Source organism: Paraburkholderia sp. SSBN10T, from assembly GCF_056619545.1.
In genome coordinates, this window is sequence record NZ_JBWQQI010000008.1 from 26,086 (window position 1) to 42,537 (window position 16,452).

At 63.1% G+C, this 16,452-nt stretch carries 9 protein-coding genes; 4 read left to right on the plus strand and 5 right to left on the minus strand.

The window, feature by feature from the left end; genetic code table 11:
• Positions 1 to 306 precede the first annotated feature (306 nt).
• The 3 genes from lpdA to aceE all read right to left on the minus strand — a co-directional run bounded on the left by lpdA (position 307) and on the right by aceE (position 6,798).
• Complete coding sequence (gene lpdA, locus AC1ECK_RS14505; RefSeq protein WP_480320206.1) at positions 307 to 2,076, minus strand: dihydrolipoyl dehydrogenase; 1,770 nt, start codon at positions 2,074 to 2,076, stop codon at positions 307 to 309.
• A gap of 280 nt (positions 2,077 to 2,356) precedes the next feature.
• Positions 2,357 to 4,015: a dihydrolipoyllysine-residue acetyltransferase gene (aceF, locus tag AC1ECK_RS14510; protein ID WP_480320208.1), complete on the minus strand. Its 1,659-nt coding sequence runs from the start codon at positions 4,013 to 4,015 to the stop codon at positions 2,357 to 2,359.
• Positions 4,016 to 4,101: 86 nt separating this feature from the next.
• A complete protein-coding gene (aceE, locus tag AC1ECK_RS14515; RefSeq protein ID WP_480320210.1) occupies positions 4,102 to 6,798 on the minus strand; it encodes a pyruvate dehydrogenase (acetyl-transferring), homodimeric type in 2,697 nt (898 codons plus the stop codon).
• A 273-nt stretch (positions 6,799 to 7,071) separates the two neighbouring features.
• Between aceE and fixL the strand changes: the two genes are divergently transcribed.
• The 3 genes from fixL (at position 7,072) to folD (ending at position 11,449) form a co-directional block, all read left to right on the plus strand.
• Positions 7,072 to 9,585 (plus strand): oxygen sensor histidine kinase FixL, encoded by a 2,514-nt coding sequence (fixL, locus tag AC1ECK_RS14520; RefSeq protein WP_480320633.1) that lies wholly within the window; start codon positions 7,072 to 7,074, stop codon positions 9,583 to 9,585.
• Positions 9,582 to 10,226: an oxygen response regulator transcription factor FixJ gene (gene fixJ / locus AC1ECK_RS14525; RefSeq protein WP_090685570.1), complete on the plus strand. Its 645-nt coding sequence runs from the start codon at positions 9,582 to 9,584 to the stop codon at positions 10,224 to 10,226. Before fixL ends, fixJ begins: the two co-directional genes overlap by 4 nt.
• Positions 10,227 to 10,591: 365 nt before the next feature.
• The gene (gene folD / locus AC1ECK_RS14530; RefSeq protein WP_480320212.1) at positions 10,592 to 11,449 is read left to right on the plus strand and encodes a bifunctional methylenetetrahydrofolate dehydrogenase/methenyltetrahydrofolate cyclohydrolase FolD; all 858 of its coding nucleotides are present in this window, start codon (positions 10,592 to 10,594) and stop codon (positions 11,447 to 11,449) included.
• On the opposite strand, the gene AC1ECK_RS14535 is transcribed toward folD, so the two are convergent.
• Positions 11,446 to 12,546 carry an acyltransferase family protein gene (locus AC1ECK_RS14535; protein WP_480320214.1) on the minus strand — a complete coding sequence of 367 codons (1,101 nt, stop codon included), beginning with the start codon at positions 12,544 to 12,546 and terminating at the stop codon, positions 11,446 to 11,448. The genes folD and AC1ECK_RS14535 overlap by 4 nt on opposite strands.
• A 268-nt stretch (positions 12,547 to 12,814) precedes the next feature.
• On the opposite strand from AC1ECK_RS14535, the gene AC1ECK_RS14540 reads away from it, so the two are divergent.
• Entirely contained in the window at positions 12,815 to 14,917 is a 2,103-nt protein-coding gene (locus AC1ECK_RS14540) for a M3 family metallopeptidase (protein WP_480320216.1), read from the plus strand.
• A gap of 220 nt (positions 14,918 to 15,137) precedes the next feature.
• Here AC1ECK_RS14540 and AC1ECK_RS14545 read toward each other — a convergent pair whose 3' ends face one another.
• Positions 15,138 to 16,427 carry an amidohydrolase family protein gene (locus AC1ECK_RS14545; protein ID WP_480320218.1) on the minus strand — a complete coding sequence of 430 codons (1,290 nt, stop codon included), beginning with the start codon at positions 16,425 to 16,427 and terminating at the stop codon, positions 15,138 to 15,140.
• Between the last annotated feature and the right edge of the window lie 25 nt (positions 16,428 to 16,452).

The window sequence follows — 16,452 nt, forward strand, 5'->3', positions numbered from 1 at the left end:
TATCGTTTGCCCGGCGGACGCCGGGATTTTTTTGCCCCGGCTGCGATCGTTCCAGCATCCAGGCGGACAAACGATACGCGTGATCTGCTCGTAAGCAACAAGAGGGGTGAGTGTCCTGCCCCGCTGAAACGCTGAAACAAAAACGGCGCGCCCTTTGCGGGGCGCGCCGTTTTTTTGTGGCTGATTTCTGCGGCCGGCCTCTACAGGTAATGTCTGAAGCCAACCTCGGGAGCCGACTTCCACGCAGGACCGGCATGCTGATCGAGAACGCCCGCGCTGGCCACACGCAGGCGCCCCGTTACCGCCTTACTTCTTTTTCTGCGGCGGCAGATCGGTACAGACGCCTTCGTACAGCTCGGCGGCCATCCCAATCGATTCACCAAGCGTCGGGTGCGGATGGATGGTCTTGCCGATATCGGTTGCGTCCGCGCCCATTTCGACGGCGAGACAGACTTCGCTAATCAGATCGCCGGCATTCAGACCGACGATCCCCCCGCCGATCACGCGATGCGTTTCTTCATCGAAAATCAGCTTGGTGAAGCCCTCATCGCGGCCGTTGGCGATGGCGCGGCCCGAAGCCGCCCACGGGAACACTGCCTTGCCGTACTTGATGCCTTCGGCCTTGCACTGATCTTCCGTCTTGCCGGCCCAGGCCACTTCCGGATCGGTGTAGGCCACTGACGGAATCTGCAGCGCGTCGAAGTACGCCTTCTCGCCATGCGCAACTTCAGCCGCAACGTGGGCTTCGTGCACGGCCTTGTGGGCGAGCATCGGCTGACCGACGATATCGCCGATTGCGAAGATGTGCGGCACATTGGTGCGCATCTGCTTGTCGACCTCGATGAAGCCGCGATCGGTCACGGCGACGCCGGCCTTGTCGGCGCCGATCTTCTTGCCGTTCGGGCTGCGGCCCACGGCGACCAGCACGAGATCGTAGCGCTGCGGCTCAGCCGGAGCCTTCTCGCCTTCGAACGACACGTAAATGCCGTCGTCCCTGGCTTCAGCAGCGGTTGTCTTGGTTTTCAGCATGACGTTGGCGAAACGCTTGCTGTTGTACTTCTCCCAGACCTTGACGAGATCGCGATCGGCGCCGGCCATCAGGCCGTCGAGCATTTCGACGACTTCGATCTGCGCACCGAGCGTGGCGTACACGGTCGCCATTTCCAGGCCGATGATGCCGCCACCGATCACGAGCATGCGCTGGGGAATCTGACGCAACTCGAGCGCACCGGTCGAATCGACCACGCGCGGGTCTTCTGGAATGAACGGCAGCTTGACCGCTTCGGAGCCGGCCGCAATGATGGCCTGCTTGAACCTGACAACCTTCTTGCCCGCTTCCGTCACGACTTCCATGTGATGCGGATCGACGAACGCCCCGTTACCGGTGACGACTTCGACCTTACGCATCTTGGCCATGCCGGCGAGACCGCCGGTGAGCTTCTTGACGACGCTCGACTTGAAATCGCGCAGCTTGTCGAGATCGATCTGCGGCTTACCGAACGTGATGCCATGAGCCCCGAGCGCCTCGGCCTCATCGATCACGAGAGCGGTGTGCAACAGCGCCTTCGACGGAATACAGCCCACATTCAGACAGACGCCGCCGAGGGTCGAATAACGTTCGACGAGCACGGTCTTCATACCGAGATCGGCGGAGCGGAACGCAGCCGAGTAACCACCGGGGCCCGAGCCGAGCACGAGCATGTCGCACTCGATATCGGCCTGGCCGGAGAAGCTACCGGCTTGAGGAGCAGCGGCCGGTTGACTCGGAGCCGCAGCAGCGGCCACGGGTGCGGCGGCCTTCGCGGGTTCTGCGGCGGCCTTAGCCGGCGCAGCCGCAGCCGACGCTTCGACGATGGCGATGATAGTGCCTTCGGACACCTTATCACCTGGCTTGACGCGAACTTCCTTGACAGTGCCGGCGGTATCGCTGGGCACTTCGATGGAAGCCTTATCCGACTCGAGCGTCAGGAGAGCTTGCTCGTTCTCGATGACATCGCCCGGCTTGATATTGACCTCGATGACATCGACATCCTTGAAATCACCGATGTCCGGCACCTTCACTTCGACGAGACTCATAGTGTCCCCTTCTCTTGTTAATCGTGATGATGAGCGGCGCGACAGAACAAAAAAGTGGCCTAAAAGCAGCGCAAAAGCTGGCAGCACGCCGGACAAAAACATCCTTTGCTGTCCGCCCAAGGACGCGCCTTTCTTTTGCCTACTTTTCTTTGGAAGACAAAGAAAAGTAGGTGCCGCCCCGCACAGGGGCAACGCTAATAAACCGACATGAAAACAAGTTCAATGAGAGACGTGGATCACAAACAGACCACGTCTCATCAGCGCCAGCGTCAACGTCCGATTAAAGAATCACACGCCGAAAATCGGCAAGAATCGCACCCAGATACGCATTGAAGCGCGCAGCTTCAGCCCCATCGATGACGCGATGGTCATAGGAGAGCGAAAGCGGCATGGTAAGACGAGGCACAAACTGCTTCCCATCCCAAACCGGCTTCATGGCACTACGCGACAAACCAAGAATAGCGACTTCAGGCGCGTTGATAATCGGCGTGAAGTGCGTACCGCCAATCCCACCCAACGAGGAGATCGAGAAGCAACCACCCTGCATCTGATCCGGCTTGAGCTTGCCCTCACGAGCAGCCTTGGAAAGCTCGGCCATCTCCTTGGCGATATCGACGAGCCCCTTCTTGTCCGCATCGCGAATCACCGGCACAACCAGGCCATTCGGCGTATCGGCAGCGAACCCAACGTGGTAATACTGCTTGAACACGAGGTTGTCGCCATCGAGGCTGGCATTGAAGGTCGGGAATTTCTTCAAGGCGGACACAACGGCCTTGATCACAAACGCCAGCATCGTGAACTTCACACCGGCCTTTTCGTGTTCCTTGTTCAGTTGCACGCGCAGCGCTTCGAGCTCGGTGATGTCCGCTTCGTCGTTGTTCGTGACGTGCGGAATCATGACCCAGTTGCGATGCAGGTTCGCACCCGAGATCTTCTTGATGCGCGAGAGCGGTTTCGGATCGATCGGACCGAACTTGGTGAAATCGACCTTCGGCCACGGCAGCAGGTTCAGCTCGCCGCCACCGGCAGCAGCAGGCGCCGCAGCCGGAGCCGCGCGCTGACCGGTCATCACGCCCTTGATGAATGCCGTCACGTCGGCCTGGGTAATCCGGCCCTTCGGACCCGTACCCTGCACGCGCGAGACATCCACGCCCAGTTCGCGTGCGAACTTGCGCACCGACGGCGAAGCATGGCTTGCCTTGCGCTCGCCGCCTTCACCGGCCGGAATGACCGGCGCCTGGGCCAGCGCGGAGGGTGCAGCCGGAGCCGGGCTCGGCGCAACCGGCGCATCGGACGGCTTTTCTGCAGCCGGCCTGGCCGCCGGTGCGGGAGCCGCAACTGCCGCGCCGCCTTCCGCTTCGATCACGACGATCACGGAGCCTTCCGACACCGTATCGCCGATCTTGACCTTCAGTTCCTTGACGACGCCGGCGGCCGTGCTCGGCACGTCCATGGTCGCCTTGTCCGATTCCAGCGTGACGAGCGACTGCTCTTTCTCGACGCGGTCGCCGACCTTCACCGCGATCTCGATCACGGGAATGTCCTTGTAGTCGCCGATATCCGGAACCTTCACTTCCTGCACGCCACCGCTTGCAGCGGGCGCAGGTGCGGGCGCAGGTGCGGGCGCCGGTGCAGCAGCAGGCGCCGGTGCGGGAGCCGCTGCAGCGCCATTGGGCTTAGCCGCGGCCGCGCCGCCTTCAGCACCTTCCAGCACGACGATCAACGAGCCTTCCGACACGTTGTCGCCCACCTTGACCTTCACTTCCTTGACGGTACCGGCAGCCGAGCTCGGCACGTCCATGGTCGCCTTGTCCGATTCCAGCGTGACGAGCGACTGCTCTTTCTCGACGGTATCACCCGCCTTCACCAGCACCTCGATCACAGGGATGTCCTTGTAATCGCCGATGTCCGGCACCTTGACTTCGATCGCTTGACTCATTGTGGGTGTCTCCTGGGCCGCGCACGCAGCCTGCCCCTGTCGATCAGGAGCGGGCGCGCACGCCGTGGCACACGGGGAATGATGCCTTAGACGGTCATCGGGTTGGGTTTGGCGGGATCAAGGTTGTACTTCTTGAGCGCCTCGGCGACGATCTTGCGTTCGATCGTGCCTTCATCTGCCAGTGCATTCAACGCGGCAACCGTGACCCAGTAGCGGTCCACTTCGAAGAAGTGACGCAGCTTTTCACGCGTGTCCGAACGGCCGTAGCCGTCCGTGCCCAGCACGACGAACTTCTGCGGCACGAACGCGCGGATCTGCTCGGTCAGCGCGCGCACGTAGTCGGTCGATGCGATGACCGGGCCTTGTGCGTCCTTGAGCAGCTTCTCGACGTGCGAGACCTTCTTCTCTTCGGTCGGGTGCAGCAGGTTCCAGCGTTGCACTTCGTGGCCTTCGCGAGCCAGTTCGGTGAAGCTCGGCACGCTCCAGAGGTCGGCGGCGACGCCCCAGTCGTTCTTCAGCAGGTCGGCCGCGGCGATCACTTCGTTGAAGATCGTGCCCGCACCCATCAGTTGAACGCGCGGCGCCTTCGCGTCGGCATCCGCCTTGCGGAACGCGTACATACCCTTGATGATGTCGGCCGCCACCGAGTCTCCCTGCGGAATCGCCGGGTGCTCGTAGTTCTCGTTCATCACCGTGATGTAGTAGTACACATCTTCCTGTTCGGCGACCATACGGCGCAGACCGTCCTGCATGATGACGGCGAGTTCGTAACCGAACGTCGGGTCATAGCTGATGCAGTTCGGCACCGAAGCGGCCCACAACAGCGAGTGGCCGTCTTCGTGCTGCAGGCCTTCGCCGTTCAGCGTCGTGCGTCCTGCGGTGCCGCCCAGCAGGAAGCCGCGCGAGCGCATGTCGCCCGCGGCCCATGCCAGATCGCCGATGCGCTGGAAGCCGAACATCGAATAGAAGATGTAGAACGGGATCATGATCTCGCCGTGCGTCGAGTACGACGTCGCGGCAGCGATCCAGTCCGACATACCGCCGGCTTCGTTGATGCCTTCCTGCAGGATCTGGCCGGTTTCCGACTCGCGGTAGAACATCAACTGGTCGGAGTCTTCCGGCACGTACTTCTGGCCTTCCTGATTCCAGATACCGATCTGGCGGAACAGGCCTTCCATACCGAAGGTACGCGACTCGTCCGGCACGATCGGCACGACGCGCTTGCCGAGCGCCTTGTCCTTCAGCAGGATGTTGAGAATCCGCACGAACGCCATCGTCGTGGAGATCTCGCGGCCTTCGCCCGTGCCCTTGAGCAGCGGCTCGAACACGTCGAGCGCCGGCACCGGCAGCGACTCGGCCTTCTGGCGACGCGCCGGCAGATAGCCGCCGAGGTCCTGGCGGCGAGCGCGCATGTACTCGAGTTCCTTCGAACCTTCTTCGAACTTGAGGTACGGCACGTTGACGATATCTTCGTCGGAGATCGGCAGGCGGAACTGGTCGCGGAATTTCTTCAGTTGCTCCACCTGCATCTTCTTCTGCTGGTGGGTGATGTTCATCGCCTGGCCGGCTTCGCCCATGCCGTAGCCCTTGATCGTCTTGGCGAGGATCACGGTCGGCTGGCCCTTGGCATTCGTGGCTTCGGTGAACGCCGCGTAGATCTTGTGCGGATCGTGGCCGCCGCGATTCAGGTTCCACACGTCCTCGTCGGACCAGTCGGCGACCAGCGCCTTCAGTTCCGGCGTATTGAAGAAGTGCTCGCGCACGTACGCGCCGGATTCCGACTTGTACGTCTGATATTCGCCGTCCACGACTTCCATCATCCGGCGCATCAGCGCGCCCGACTTGTCGCGCTGGAACAGCGCATCCCAGCGGCTGCCCCAGATCACCTTGATGACGTTCCAGCCCGCGCCGCGGAATTCGCTTTCGAGTTCCTGGATGATCTTGCCGTTACCGCGCACCGGACCGTCGAGGCGCTGCAGGTTGCAGTTGATCACGAACACGAGGTTGTCGAGGCGTTCGCGGCCGGCCATGCCGATTGCGCCGAGCGATTCCGGTTCGTCCGTTTCGCCGTCGCCAAGGAAGGCCCAGACCTTGCGGCCTTCGGTCCTGGTGATGCCGCGCGCCTGCATGTACTTCATGAAGCGGGCCTGATAGATCGCCATGATCGGGCCGAGGCCCATCGAGACGGTCGGGAATTGCCAGAAGTCCGGCATCAGCCACGGGTGCGGATACGACGAGATGCCCTCGCCGCCCACTTCCTGGCGGAAGTTGTCGAGCTGGTTTTCGCTCAGACGGCCGAGCAGGAACGCGCGCGAATAGACACCCGGCGACGAGTGGCCCTGCACGAACACGAGGTCGCCGCCATGCTTGTCCGAGGCTGCGTGCCAGAAGTGGTTGTAACCGACGTCATAGAGCGTGGCGGCCGACGCGAACGAGGCGATATGGCCGCCGACGTTGGTGTCCTTGCCCGCGCGCAGCACCATCGCGATGGCGTTCCAGCGCGTGTACGAGCGGATGCGGTGTTCGATGTCCTGGTCGCCGGGAATGGGCGCCTGACGCGACACGGGAATCGTATTGATGTATGGGGTGTTGGCGGAGAACGGCAGGTGTTCGCCGTGTACGCGGGCAAATTCGATTTGCTTTTCGATCAGATAGTGGGCGCGATCCGGGCCCACAGCAGAAATCACGCCATCCAGCGCTTCCAGCCACTCGCCGGTTTCCTGGGGATCGTCGTCTTTCTCGGCGGCGACATATTTCATGACTTCGTCGGGTACAGCGGACATGCTCGTCTCCTGGGGATAAGGAACGTTCTTTGAACAGACGACGCGGACGAGTGTGGCCGCGGCAGCTTCGGCCGATTGTAATAAGGGCCCCGTCGTCTGCGCAACAAGTTTTTCGAATTACGAGATCGTTTCTCATAATGCGGAAAATTGTTGCGGCGCACCCTGGATTGACTGCCGATCAGCGGATACGTCGGCTAGTTTGCGCCGATTAGCGGTACTTTCAGCGCTTTTTTGCGCCATTTGCTAGTCACATGCTGCGCTACAATGCCAGCCATGTTGACCGAACGGCTTTTCGCACGCTCGGCGCGGCCGTCCGGTTCGCCGGCGGACTCGTCGCCGTCCCGCTGGCACCACGGACCATGGTGGTCGAATTCCTATTTGCTGACGCCGCTCCTGTCGATCCTGGTGTTCCTGGTCGTCATGAGCCTGATCCTGTGGAGCCTGAACCGGCGCGAACAGCAGCAGCAGGAAGACACGCTCTACCGCAACGTCGCCTGGGCCCAGCAGCAGATCCGCCTGTCGATGACCGGCGCGCAGGAACAGATTCAGGCGCTGGCGCGCGATCTCGCCGCCGGCCACGCCGATCCGCATTCGTTCCAGGTGTCCACCACGGACATCATGCAGGGGCATCCCGAAATCCTCTACATGAACTGGTACACGGCCGAGCAGCAGCCTCGCTGGCCCAATACCGCGCTGCCGGTGTTCGGCCAACGCCTCGCCAAACCCAGCGACGAACAGATGGACGAAGCCGTGAAGGCGGCGTTCGGCGACGCGCGCACCTCGCGCCGCCAGGTGTATTCCCCGCTCATTTATGACGACCTCGGCAACGGCTATCTGACGTTGCAGACGCCGGTCTACCGCGACCGCGAGTTTCTCGGCTCGATCGCCGCGGTGTTCTCGATCGAAGGCGTGCTGAAGCACGACATCCCGCCTGAGCTGTCGGCGAAGTACAAGATCTCGATCATCGACCTGAACAACCGCGAGCTCGCCACCACCTCGACGCGCCCACGCCTGCCGCGCGACGCCTTCTACGACCTGCCGCTCGACCCGCCGGGCCAGGGCGTGTCGGTGCGGGTCTACGCGTTCCCGCAGATGACCAATTTCACCAACAACACGCTCGTGTGGCTGGTGGCCGGTCTGTCCTGCTTCGTGTTGTGGAGCTTGTGGAGTCTGTGGAAGCACACCCGGCAGCGTTTCGAAGCGCAACAGGCGCTGTACGCCGAAGCGTTCTTCCGCCGCGCCATGGAAAACTCCGTGCTGATCGGCATGCGCGTGCTCGACATGCACGGCCGCATCACCCACGTCAATCCCGCCTTTTGCCGCATGACCGGCTGGGACGAGAGCGACCTCGTCGGTAAGCAGGCGCCGTTCCCCTACTGGCCGCGCGACGCGTACCCCGAGATGCAGCGCCAGCTCGACATGACGCTGCGCGGCAAGGCGCCCTCGTCCGGCTTCGAATTGCGCGTGCGCCGTAAAGACGGCTCGCTGTTCCACGCGCGGTTGTATGTGTCGCCGCTGATCGACAGCTCGGGCCGCCAGACCGGCTGGATGTCGTCGATGACCGACATCACCGAGCCGAAGCGGGCTCGCGAAGAACTCGCCGCTGCGCACGAGCGCTTCACCACCGTGCTCGAAAGCCTCGATGCCGCGGTCTCCGTGCTGGCCGCCGACGAAGCCGAACTGCTGTTTGCCAACCGCTACTACCGCCATCTGTTCGGCATCCGCCCCGACGGCCATCTGGAACTGGCCGGCGGCGGCTTCGACAGCGCCCAGGCCTCGTCCGACTCGATCGACATGGTCGATGCGTATGCCGGCCTGCCCGCCGCCGCGCTGACCGAAAGCACGGCCGACGCCCAGGAAGTTTATGTACAGGGCATACAGAAGTGGTTTGAAGTGCGCCGCCAGTACATCCAATGGGTGGACGGCCATCTGGCGCAGATGCAGATCGCAACCGACATCACCACCCGCAAGCAGGCGCAGGAACTCGCCCGCCAGCAGGACGAAAAGCTGCAGTTCACGAGCCGCCTGATGACGATGGGCGAAATGGCCTCGTCGCTCGCTCATGAACTGAACCAGCCGCTCGCCGCGATCAATAACTATTGCTCAGGAACCGTAGCACTGGTTAAATCTGGACGAACGACGCCTGACAATCTGCTGCCCGTGCTCGAAAAGACCGCGCAGCAGGCGGTGCGGGCAGGCATGATCATCAAGCGGATCCGCGAATTCGTGAAACGCAGCGAACCGAAACGCCAGGCTACCCGTGTCGCCGATATCGTGGCGGACGCGGTTGGGCTCGCCGAGATCGAGGCGCGCAAGCGCCGCATTCGCATCGTCACGGATCTGCGCTCGCGGCTGCCGGTGATCTATGTGGACCCGGTGCTGATCGAGCAGGTGCTGGTGAACCTGTTGAAGAACGCGGCCGAAGCCATGCACGACGCACGGCCCAATGCGGTCGATCCGGTGATCCGCGTGGTCGTGCGGCTCGACAGCGGCTTCGTCTGCATCAGCGTGGTCGACCAGGGCCCCGGGGTGGACGAGGCCACGGCCGAGCGTCTGTTTGAACCGTTTTACAGCACCAAGTCCGATGGTATGGGCATGGGGCTGAACATCTGCCGTTCGATTATCGAATCGCACCGCGGCCGTCTGTGGGTGGTCAACAACGTCGAATCCGACGGCCACGTCACAGGCGCCACGTTCCATTGCAGTCTGCCTATTGGAGAGCCCGACGGCCCGAGCAACGGCGGGTCAGAGGCGCCGACACCACAAACCGTTACGGGAGAGCTATGAACAGCCCAGTCACCACACAGGAAACAGTCTTTGTCGTCGACGACGACGAGGCGGTGCGAGATTCGCTGCGCTGGCTGCTGGAGGCGAACGGCTACCGCGTGCAGTGCTTCTCCAGCGCCGAGCAGTTCATCGACGCCTGGCAGCCGCATACGCATCCTGGCCAGATCGCGTGTCTGATCCTCGACGTGCGGATGTCCGGCATGAGCGGTCTCGAGTTGCAGGAACGCCTGATCGCCGACAACGCCTCCCTGCCGATCATCTTCGTGACGGGCCACGGCGACGTGCCGATGGCGGTATCGACAATGAAAAAAGGCGCGATGGACTTCATCGAAAAGCCGTTCGACGAAGCCGAGTTGCGCAAACTGGTCGAGCGCATGCTCGACAAGGCGCGCAGCGAAAGCACCAGCGTGCAGCAGCAACGTGCCGCGGCCGAGCGTCTGGGCAAGCTGACCGCGCGCGAGCATCAGGTGCTCGAGCGCATCATCGCCGGCCGCCTGAACAAGCAGATTGCCGACGACCTCGGCATCAGCATCAAGACGGTCGAAGCGCACCGCGCCAACATCATGGAAAAGCTCAACGTCAACACCGTCGCGGATCTGCTGCGACTGGCGCTGTCGAACAAGCCGCAACAGGCGCAGTAAGCGTCCTCGCCAGCGCACTGTCACGGTGCGCGGTACGCGGCTCGACTCGTTGCTGCGTACCATTCAGCAAGACTCGTGCTCGATAGTTCACCGTTGCAGCACCCACCCACGAGCCCCGCGACCTTCCCTTCTGACTGCCGTGCCGGCCTGGACATCCAGGCCGCAAGACCTGCAGGCCACGACGGTATAATGCTGTACTTCGTCGCAGCGCCATTTCCGCACCGCATGCTTTTCGCGAGCCGACCGGTTCATACCGGAAAACGCCATCGAACGTATCTCGCGCGCCGAACGGGCCGGCCCTGCCGAATCCGCACACTCAGGCGCGCCGCACGCCCCGCATTCCGAACACCCTATCTCGACCGACCATGACAGCCAAACTGATCGACGGCAACGCCCTCTCCAAGACCTTGCGCGCCGACGTCGCGACCCGCGCCGCCGCTCTTACCGCTCGTGGCCACCAGCCCGGCCTCGCCGTCGTGCTGGTGGGCGACAACCCGGCCAGCGAAGTCTATGTGCGCAACAAGGTCAAGGCCTGCGAGGACAACGGCCTGTTCTCGTCGTATGACCGCTACCCGGCCACGCTGTCGGAAGCGGACCTGCTCGCGCGCATCGACGCCTTGAACAGCGACCCGAAGATCCACGGCATCCTGGTGCAATTGCCGCTGCCCGCGCATATCGACAGCCACAAGGTGATCGAAGCCATCGCGCCGGAAAAGGACGTGGACGGCTTCCACGTCGCCAACGCCGGTGCGCTGATGACCGGCAAGCCGCTGTTTCGTCCCTGCACGCCGTATGGCGTGATGAAGATGTTCGAAGCCTACGGCATCGACCTGAAGGGCGCGAATGCAGTGGTGATCGGCCGCTCGAACATCGTCGGCAAGCCGATGGCGCTGCTGCTGCTCGAAGCGGGCGCGACCGTCACGATCTGCCACAGCAAGACCCGCGATCTGGCCGCGCACACGCGCAACGCCGACGTGGTGGTGGCGGCCACCGGCCTGCGCAACATCCTGACTGCGGAGATGGTGAAACCGGGCGCGGCGGTGATCGATGTCGGCATGAATCGCGACGAGGCCGGCAAGCTGTGCGGCGACGTCGATTTCGCAGGCGTGAAGGAAGTGACCAGCTATCTCACGCCGGTGCCGGGCGGCGTCGGCCCGATGACCATCACCATGCTGCTCGTCAACACGATCGAAGCGGCCGAGCGCGCGGCCGGCAACGCCTAAGGGGCCATCGCCACCCCAACCGAACGTGGCGTGCGGGCGAGCCGCCGCCGGCACCAGAGCAGCACCGGCCGCTCCACGAAGCGCCACGACAACGCCGCGCACAGCAGCATAAACGGCGCGGCGATCAGCACCGCAGTCTGATGATCCAGATGCGGTGCGATACTCGCCACGCATTGCTGCATCATGAAACCGTACAGATAGATGCCGTACGAGTAATCGTTGCGCGGCGAGAAGCGGCGCAACAACGGCGTCGTGCCGATCCAAAGCACGCCGTACACGAAGGCGAGATAAAACAGCGGCTGTGCGCCGGCCGTATCGCGGAACACCAGAAACACCATCGCGAGGCCAAGCGCCACGAGTCCGTGAATCTCGATGCGCTCGCGCCAGCCATACAACAGCATGCCGGCAAAAAAGAACGGCTCCGGCCAGAACGAATAGCCGCCCGGCTTTTCGGTAAAGTCGCGCCAGCCGATCTGCAGATGCGGCGCCAGATGCAAGCGCAGTGCGAAGGCCGCGACAGCGAGTGCGACCGCAAGCAGCATGCCCCGGCGGCTCGACAGCAGACCCGCCATGCCCGTCAGCAGCACAATCAGATAGCAGCGCACTTCGAGCGGCAGGGTCCACAACGGCGCGCACACGTCGTACACGAAGGGGTTATGTTCGAACACGCCGGGCACGACCCAGCCGGACTTGAGCACGATGGTCGAAAAGTTGTCGAGATTGGCCCATGTCGCGCCGGAGGCAAAATACTCGCGCAGCGGCAGCGTCGTGAAGAGCGGTCCGATCACGAAGATCGTCACCAGCGAGCCGCCGGCCACGGCCGGCCAGATCCGCGCGATGCGCAGGGCGACGAAGCGCGGCGCCGAGCGCTGGCGGTCGAAACTGGCGCTCACCAGCATGCCGCTCATCAGAAAGAACGCATAGACGCCGAGCGCGCCGAAGCCGTCGAATCCGAGTGCGTTCTGGACCCAGTCGGTGCTGCCGTCCGGCAGTTGCAGCAGGTAGGAGTGCCCGTAAACCACGGCGATAGCCGCCAGCAGCCGCACCAGATCGAAGTTGTTGCCGTTACGCGATAAGGCGTGCGAAAGCGAATTCATCGAAAGCCCTTTCTACGGTGAACGACGCCGCCGGCCCGTTCTTTCCCACGCAGTCGGCGACGAAGCGTCACGATGCCGCAAAGCAACAAAGCTGACCGTTCGCTTTCGCACAGACCGGGCGCAACACGCACAAGACGAACTTCTGATAATTTGTGCCGTAGCCCAATTGGAATCGCAGCCTGCTGCCCCAATAATGTCGATATCGGGCGCCGCCACGAGCCGCGTCCGCCGATTCACGTCTATTCACCCGCGTCAGACAGGAAGCCTTATGTCCACTACACAACCGGCACACGACAACCCGCTCCTCGATTTCTCCGATCTGCCGCGCTTTGGCGACATCCGCCCCGAACACGTCACCCCCGCGCTCGACATCCTGCTCGCCAACGCGAGCGCCGCGGTGGCGCGCGCCGCCGAGCCGATCACGCCCGCCTCCTGGGCCGACGTCGTCGAGCCGGTCGAACGTGTCACCGAGCCGCTCTCGCGCGCCTGGGGCGTCGTCGGCCACCTGAACGCGGTGGCGGACACGCCGGAACTGCGCGCCGTCTACGGCGAAAATCTGCCGCGCGTGACCGAATTCTGGACCAGCGTCGGACAAAACCTCGCGCTCTTCGAAAAGTACAAGACACTCGCCGCCAGCAGCGATTTCGCCTCGCTCACCGGCGAACGCAAGAAGATCCTGCATAACGCGCTGCGCGACTTCCGCCTGTCGGGCGCGGAACTGCCGGAAGACCAGAAGCCGCACTTCGCCGAACTGCAGGAACGCCAGGCCAATCTGTCAAAGGCGTTTTCCGATCACGTGCTGGACGCGACCAATGCCTACGCCTATTTCGTCGAAGACAAGGCGCAACTGGCGGGTTTGCCGGAAGACGTGATCGAAGCCGCGGAAGAAGCAGCTGAGCGCGACGGCAAGAGCGGCTGGAAATTCACGCTGCATTTCCCGTCGTACTTCCCGGTCATGCAATACGCAGAAAACCGGGCCATGCGCGAAACGATGTACCGCGCCTACGTCACGCGCGCCTCGGAACTGGGCGGCACCTACGGCGGCGGCAAGACCGAGTGGGACAACACCGCCGTCCTCGCCGAGCAACTGAAGCTGCGCGCCGAAGAAGCGCATATGCTCGGCTACCGGAACTTCGCTGAAGTCTCGCTCGCCCCGAAGATGGCCGAGTCGCCCGCCCAGGTGATGGCCTTCCTCGAAGACCTCGCCACCCGCGCCCGTCCGCATGCGGAACAGGACTGGAAAGAGCTGCGCGAATTCGCCGCCAACGAACTCGGCATGGCCGAACTGCAGCCGTGGGATATGACCTTCGCGGCCGAACGCCTGCGCCAGAAGCGCTATTCGTTCTCCGAAAACGAGGTCAAGCAATACTTCCCGGAAGATGTCGTTTTCAAGGGCCTCTTCAAGGTCACGGAAACGCTGTTCGGCGTGAAGATCCGCCGCGACGAAGCCGCCGTGTGGCATCCGGACGTGCGCTTTTTCCGCATCGAGAATCAGGACGGCGCTCTCGTCGCGCAGTTTTACGTCGACCTGTATGCGCGCGAAGGCAAGCGCGGCGGCGCGTGGATGGACGATGCGCGGGCCCGTCACAAGCATGCGCACGGCGGCGTGCAAACGCCGGTCGCCTATCTGACCTGCAACTTCTCGGCGCCGGTCGGCGGCAAGCCGGCCTGCTTCACGCACGACGAAGTGATCACGCTGTTCCATGAGTTCGGCCACGGCCTGCATCACATGCTCACGCGTGTCGACGAACTGGCGGTGTCGGGCATCAACGGCGTCGAATGGGATGCGGTCGAACTGCCGTCGCAGTTCATGGAGAACTTCTGCTGGGAGTGGGACGTGCTGAGCGACATGACTGCGCATGTCGATACCGCCAAACCGCTGCCCCGCGACCTGTTCGACAAGATGCTGGCCGCCAAAAATTTCCAGAGCGGCCTGGGCACGCTGCGGCAGATCGTGTTCTCGATGTTCGACATGAAGCTGCATACGGACTTCGACGCAGCCGGCCCGCAAAGCGCGAACGATCTGGCTCGCGAGATGAACGAGCGCTTCCATGTGGTGCCGCAAGCAGCCTTCTCGCGCTGGCCGAACACGTTCAGCCACATCTTCGCGGGCGGCTACGCGGCGGGCTACTACAGCTACAAGTGGGCGGAGGTGCTGTCGGCCGACGCATATGCGGCCTTCGAAGAAGCGGCCCAGGCCTCGAGCGGCAGCGTACTCGACGCGGCGACCGGCACGCGCTATCGCAAGGAGATTCTCGAGGTGGGCGGCAGCCGTCCCGCGATGGAATCGTTCAAGGCGTTCCGTGGCCGTGAGCCGAATATCGACGCGCTGCTGCGTCATAACGGCATGACGCCGGCGGCGACGCATTAAGCTGTTGCGCCTTCGGCCTGGCTGGTAAAAAGACCGGTGCTCTGCTTACGCAGGCACCGGTTTTTGTTGTCTGCCGTTTTTTTGTCGCCCGCCGGCTTTTTGTCGCCCGCCGGCTTTTTGTTGCCTGCCGGCTTTTTGTTGCCTACCGTTTTTTGCTTGCACCTCTACACAGACAGCAGTCGCAGCCCCTCCTGGCGCGTCCTTCGATTCCCCACTTTCATCATCCGCGTTGCAGCTTGAAGTCGACTTGCTGCGGACGCCCCTCGAGCGCAAGCGTCGCCCGCGCGGCAGGCGAGCGCGCCACCACCTTGCCACGCCGCACCACCGCCAGCCGGGCCGCACGCAAACGAATCGCTTCGACCGGATCGCGCGCATCGAGCAGCACGAGATTCGCTTCGCATCCCGGCTCGACACCATATCCTTCGAGCCCGAGGATGCGCGCCGCATTCACAGTCACCGCGTCGAAGCACGCATGCATCGCATCGATGCCGGTCATCTGCGCAACGTGCAGTCCCATGTGGGCCACCTCGAGCATGTCACCCGAACCGAGGCTGTACCACGGGTCCATCACGCAGTCGTGGCCAAATGCGACATTGATGCCCGCCGCCATCATCTCCGGCACCCGCGTCATGCCGCGCCGCTTCGGATAGCTATCGCTGCGGCCCTGCAGCGTGATATTGATGAGCGGATTGGCAATCGCCGCCACTCCCGATTCACGCATCAACGGCAGCAGTTTGCTGACGTAGTAGTTGTCCATCGAGTGCATCGAGGTCAGATGCGAGCCGGTGACGCGTCCCTGCAAACCGAGCCGGTGCGTCTGCGCCGCCAGCGTTTCGATGTGGCGCGAGAGCGGGTCGTCCGACTCGTCGCAATGCATGTCGACGCGCAAGCCCTGCTCCGCCGCGTATTCGCACAGGATACGCACCGACTCCGCGCCGTCCGCCATGGTCCGCTCGAAATGCGGGATGCCGCCGACCACGTCGACGCCGAGCGCAATCGCCCGCTTCAGGTTGTCGAAAGCGCCGGGGCTGCGCAGCACACCGTCTTGCGGGAACGCCACTAGTTGCAGGTCGAGATACGGCGCCACCCGGCGCTTCACTTCGAGTAACGCTTCCACCGCCAGCAGACGCGGATCGCACACATCCACATGGCTGCGAATCGCCAGCAAGCCGCGCGCCACGGCCCAGTCGCAGTACTGCAGCGCGCGCTCGATCAACGCTTGCTGGGTCAGTTGAGGCTTCAGTTCGCCCCATAGCGCAATGCCTTCAAGCAGCGTGCCCGACGCATTGACGCGCGGCAAACCGTAGGACAGCGTCGCATCCATGTGGAAGTGCGGGTCCACGAAGGGCGGTGTGACGAGCGAGCCGGCGGCGTCGATTTCCTCATGCGCGCTCGCCGCCAGATGCGGCTCAACAGCGACGATGCGGCCCGCTTCGATGCCGATATCGACCGGCTCTTTATGCGGGGATGCGCTGCGCGGCAAGCTGGCACGGCGGATGATCAGGTCCATTGTCTCGCTCCTTTGACTGCCATCG

Excerpts from the sequence above, each read along its gene's own strand:
- lpdA (WP_480320206.1), bottom strand. The coding sequence starts at position 2,076 with ATGAGTCTCGTCGAAGTGAAGGTGCCGGACATCGGTGATTTCAAGGAT.
- aceF (WP_480320208.1), bottom strand. The coding sequence starts at position 4,015 with ATGAGTCAAGCGATCGAAGTCAAGGTGCCGGACATCGGCGATTACAAG.
- aceE (WP_480320210.1), bottom strand. The coding sequence starts at position 6,798 with ATGTCCGCTGTACCCGACGAAGTCATGAAATATGTCGCCGCCGAGAAA.
- fixL (WP_480320633.1), top strand. The coding sequence starts at position 7,072 with ATGTTGACCGAACGGCTTTTCGCACGCTCGGCGCGGCCGTCCGGTTCG.
- fixJ (WP_090685570.1), top strand. The coding sequence starts at position 9,582 with ATGAACAGCCCAGTCACCACACAGGAAACAGTCTTTGTCGTCGACGAC.
- folD (WP_480320212.1), top strand. The coding sequence starts at position 10,592 with ATGACAGCCAAACTGATCGACGGCAACGCCCTCTCCAAGACCTTGCGC.
- AC1ECK_RS14535 (WP_480320214.1), bottom strand. The coding sequence starts at position 12,546 with ATGAATTCGCTTTCGCACGCCTTATCGCGTAACGGCAACAACTTCGAT.
- AC1ECK_RS14540 (WP_480320216.1), top strand. The coding sequence starts at position 12,815 with ATGTCCACTACACAACCGGCACACGACAACCCGCTCCTCGATTTCTCC.
- AC1ECK_RS14545 (WP_480320218.1), bottom strand. The coding sequence starts at position 16,427 with ATGGACCTGATCATCCGCCGTGCCAGCTTGCCGCGCAGCGCATCCCCG.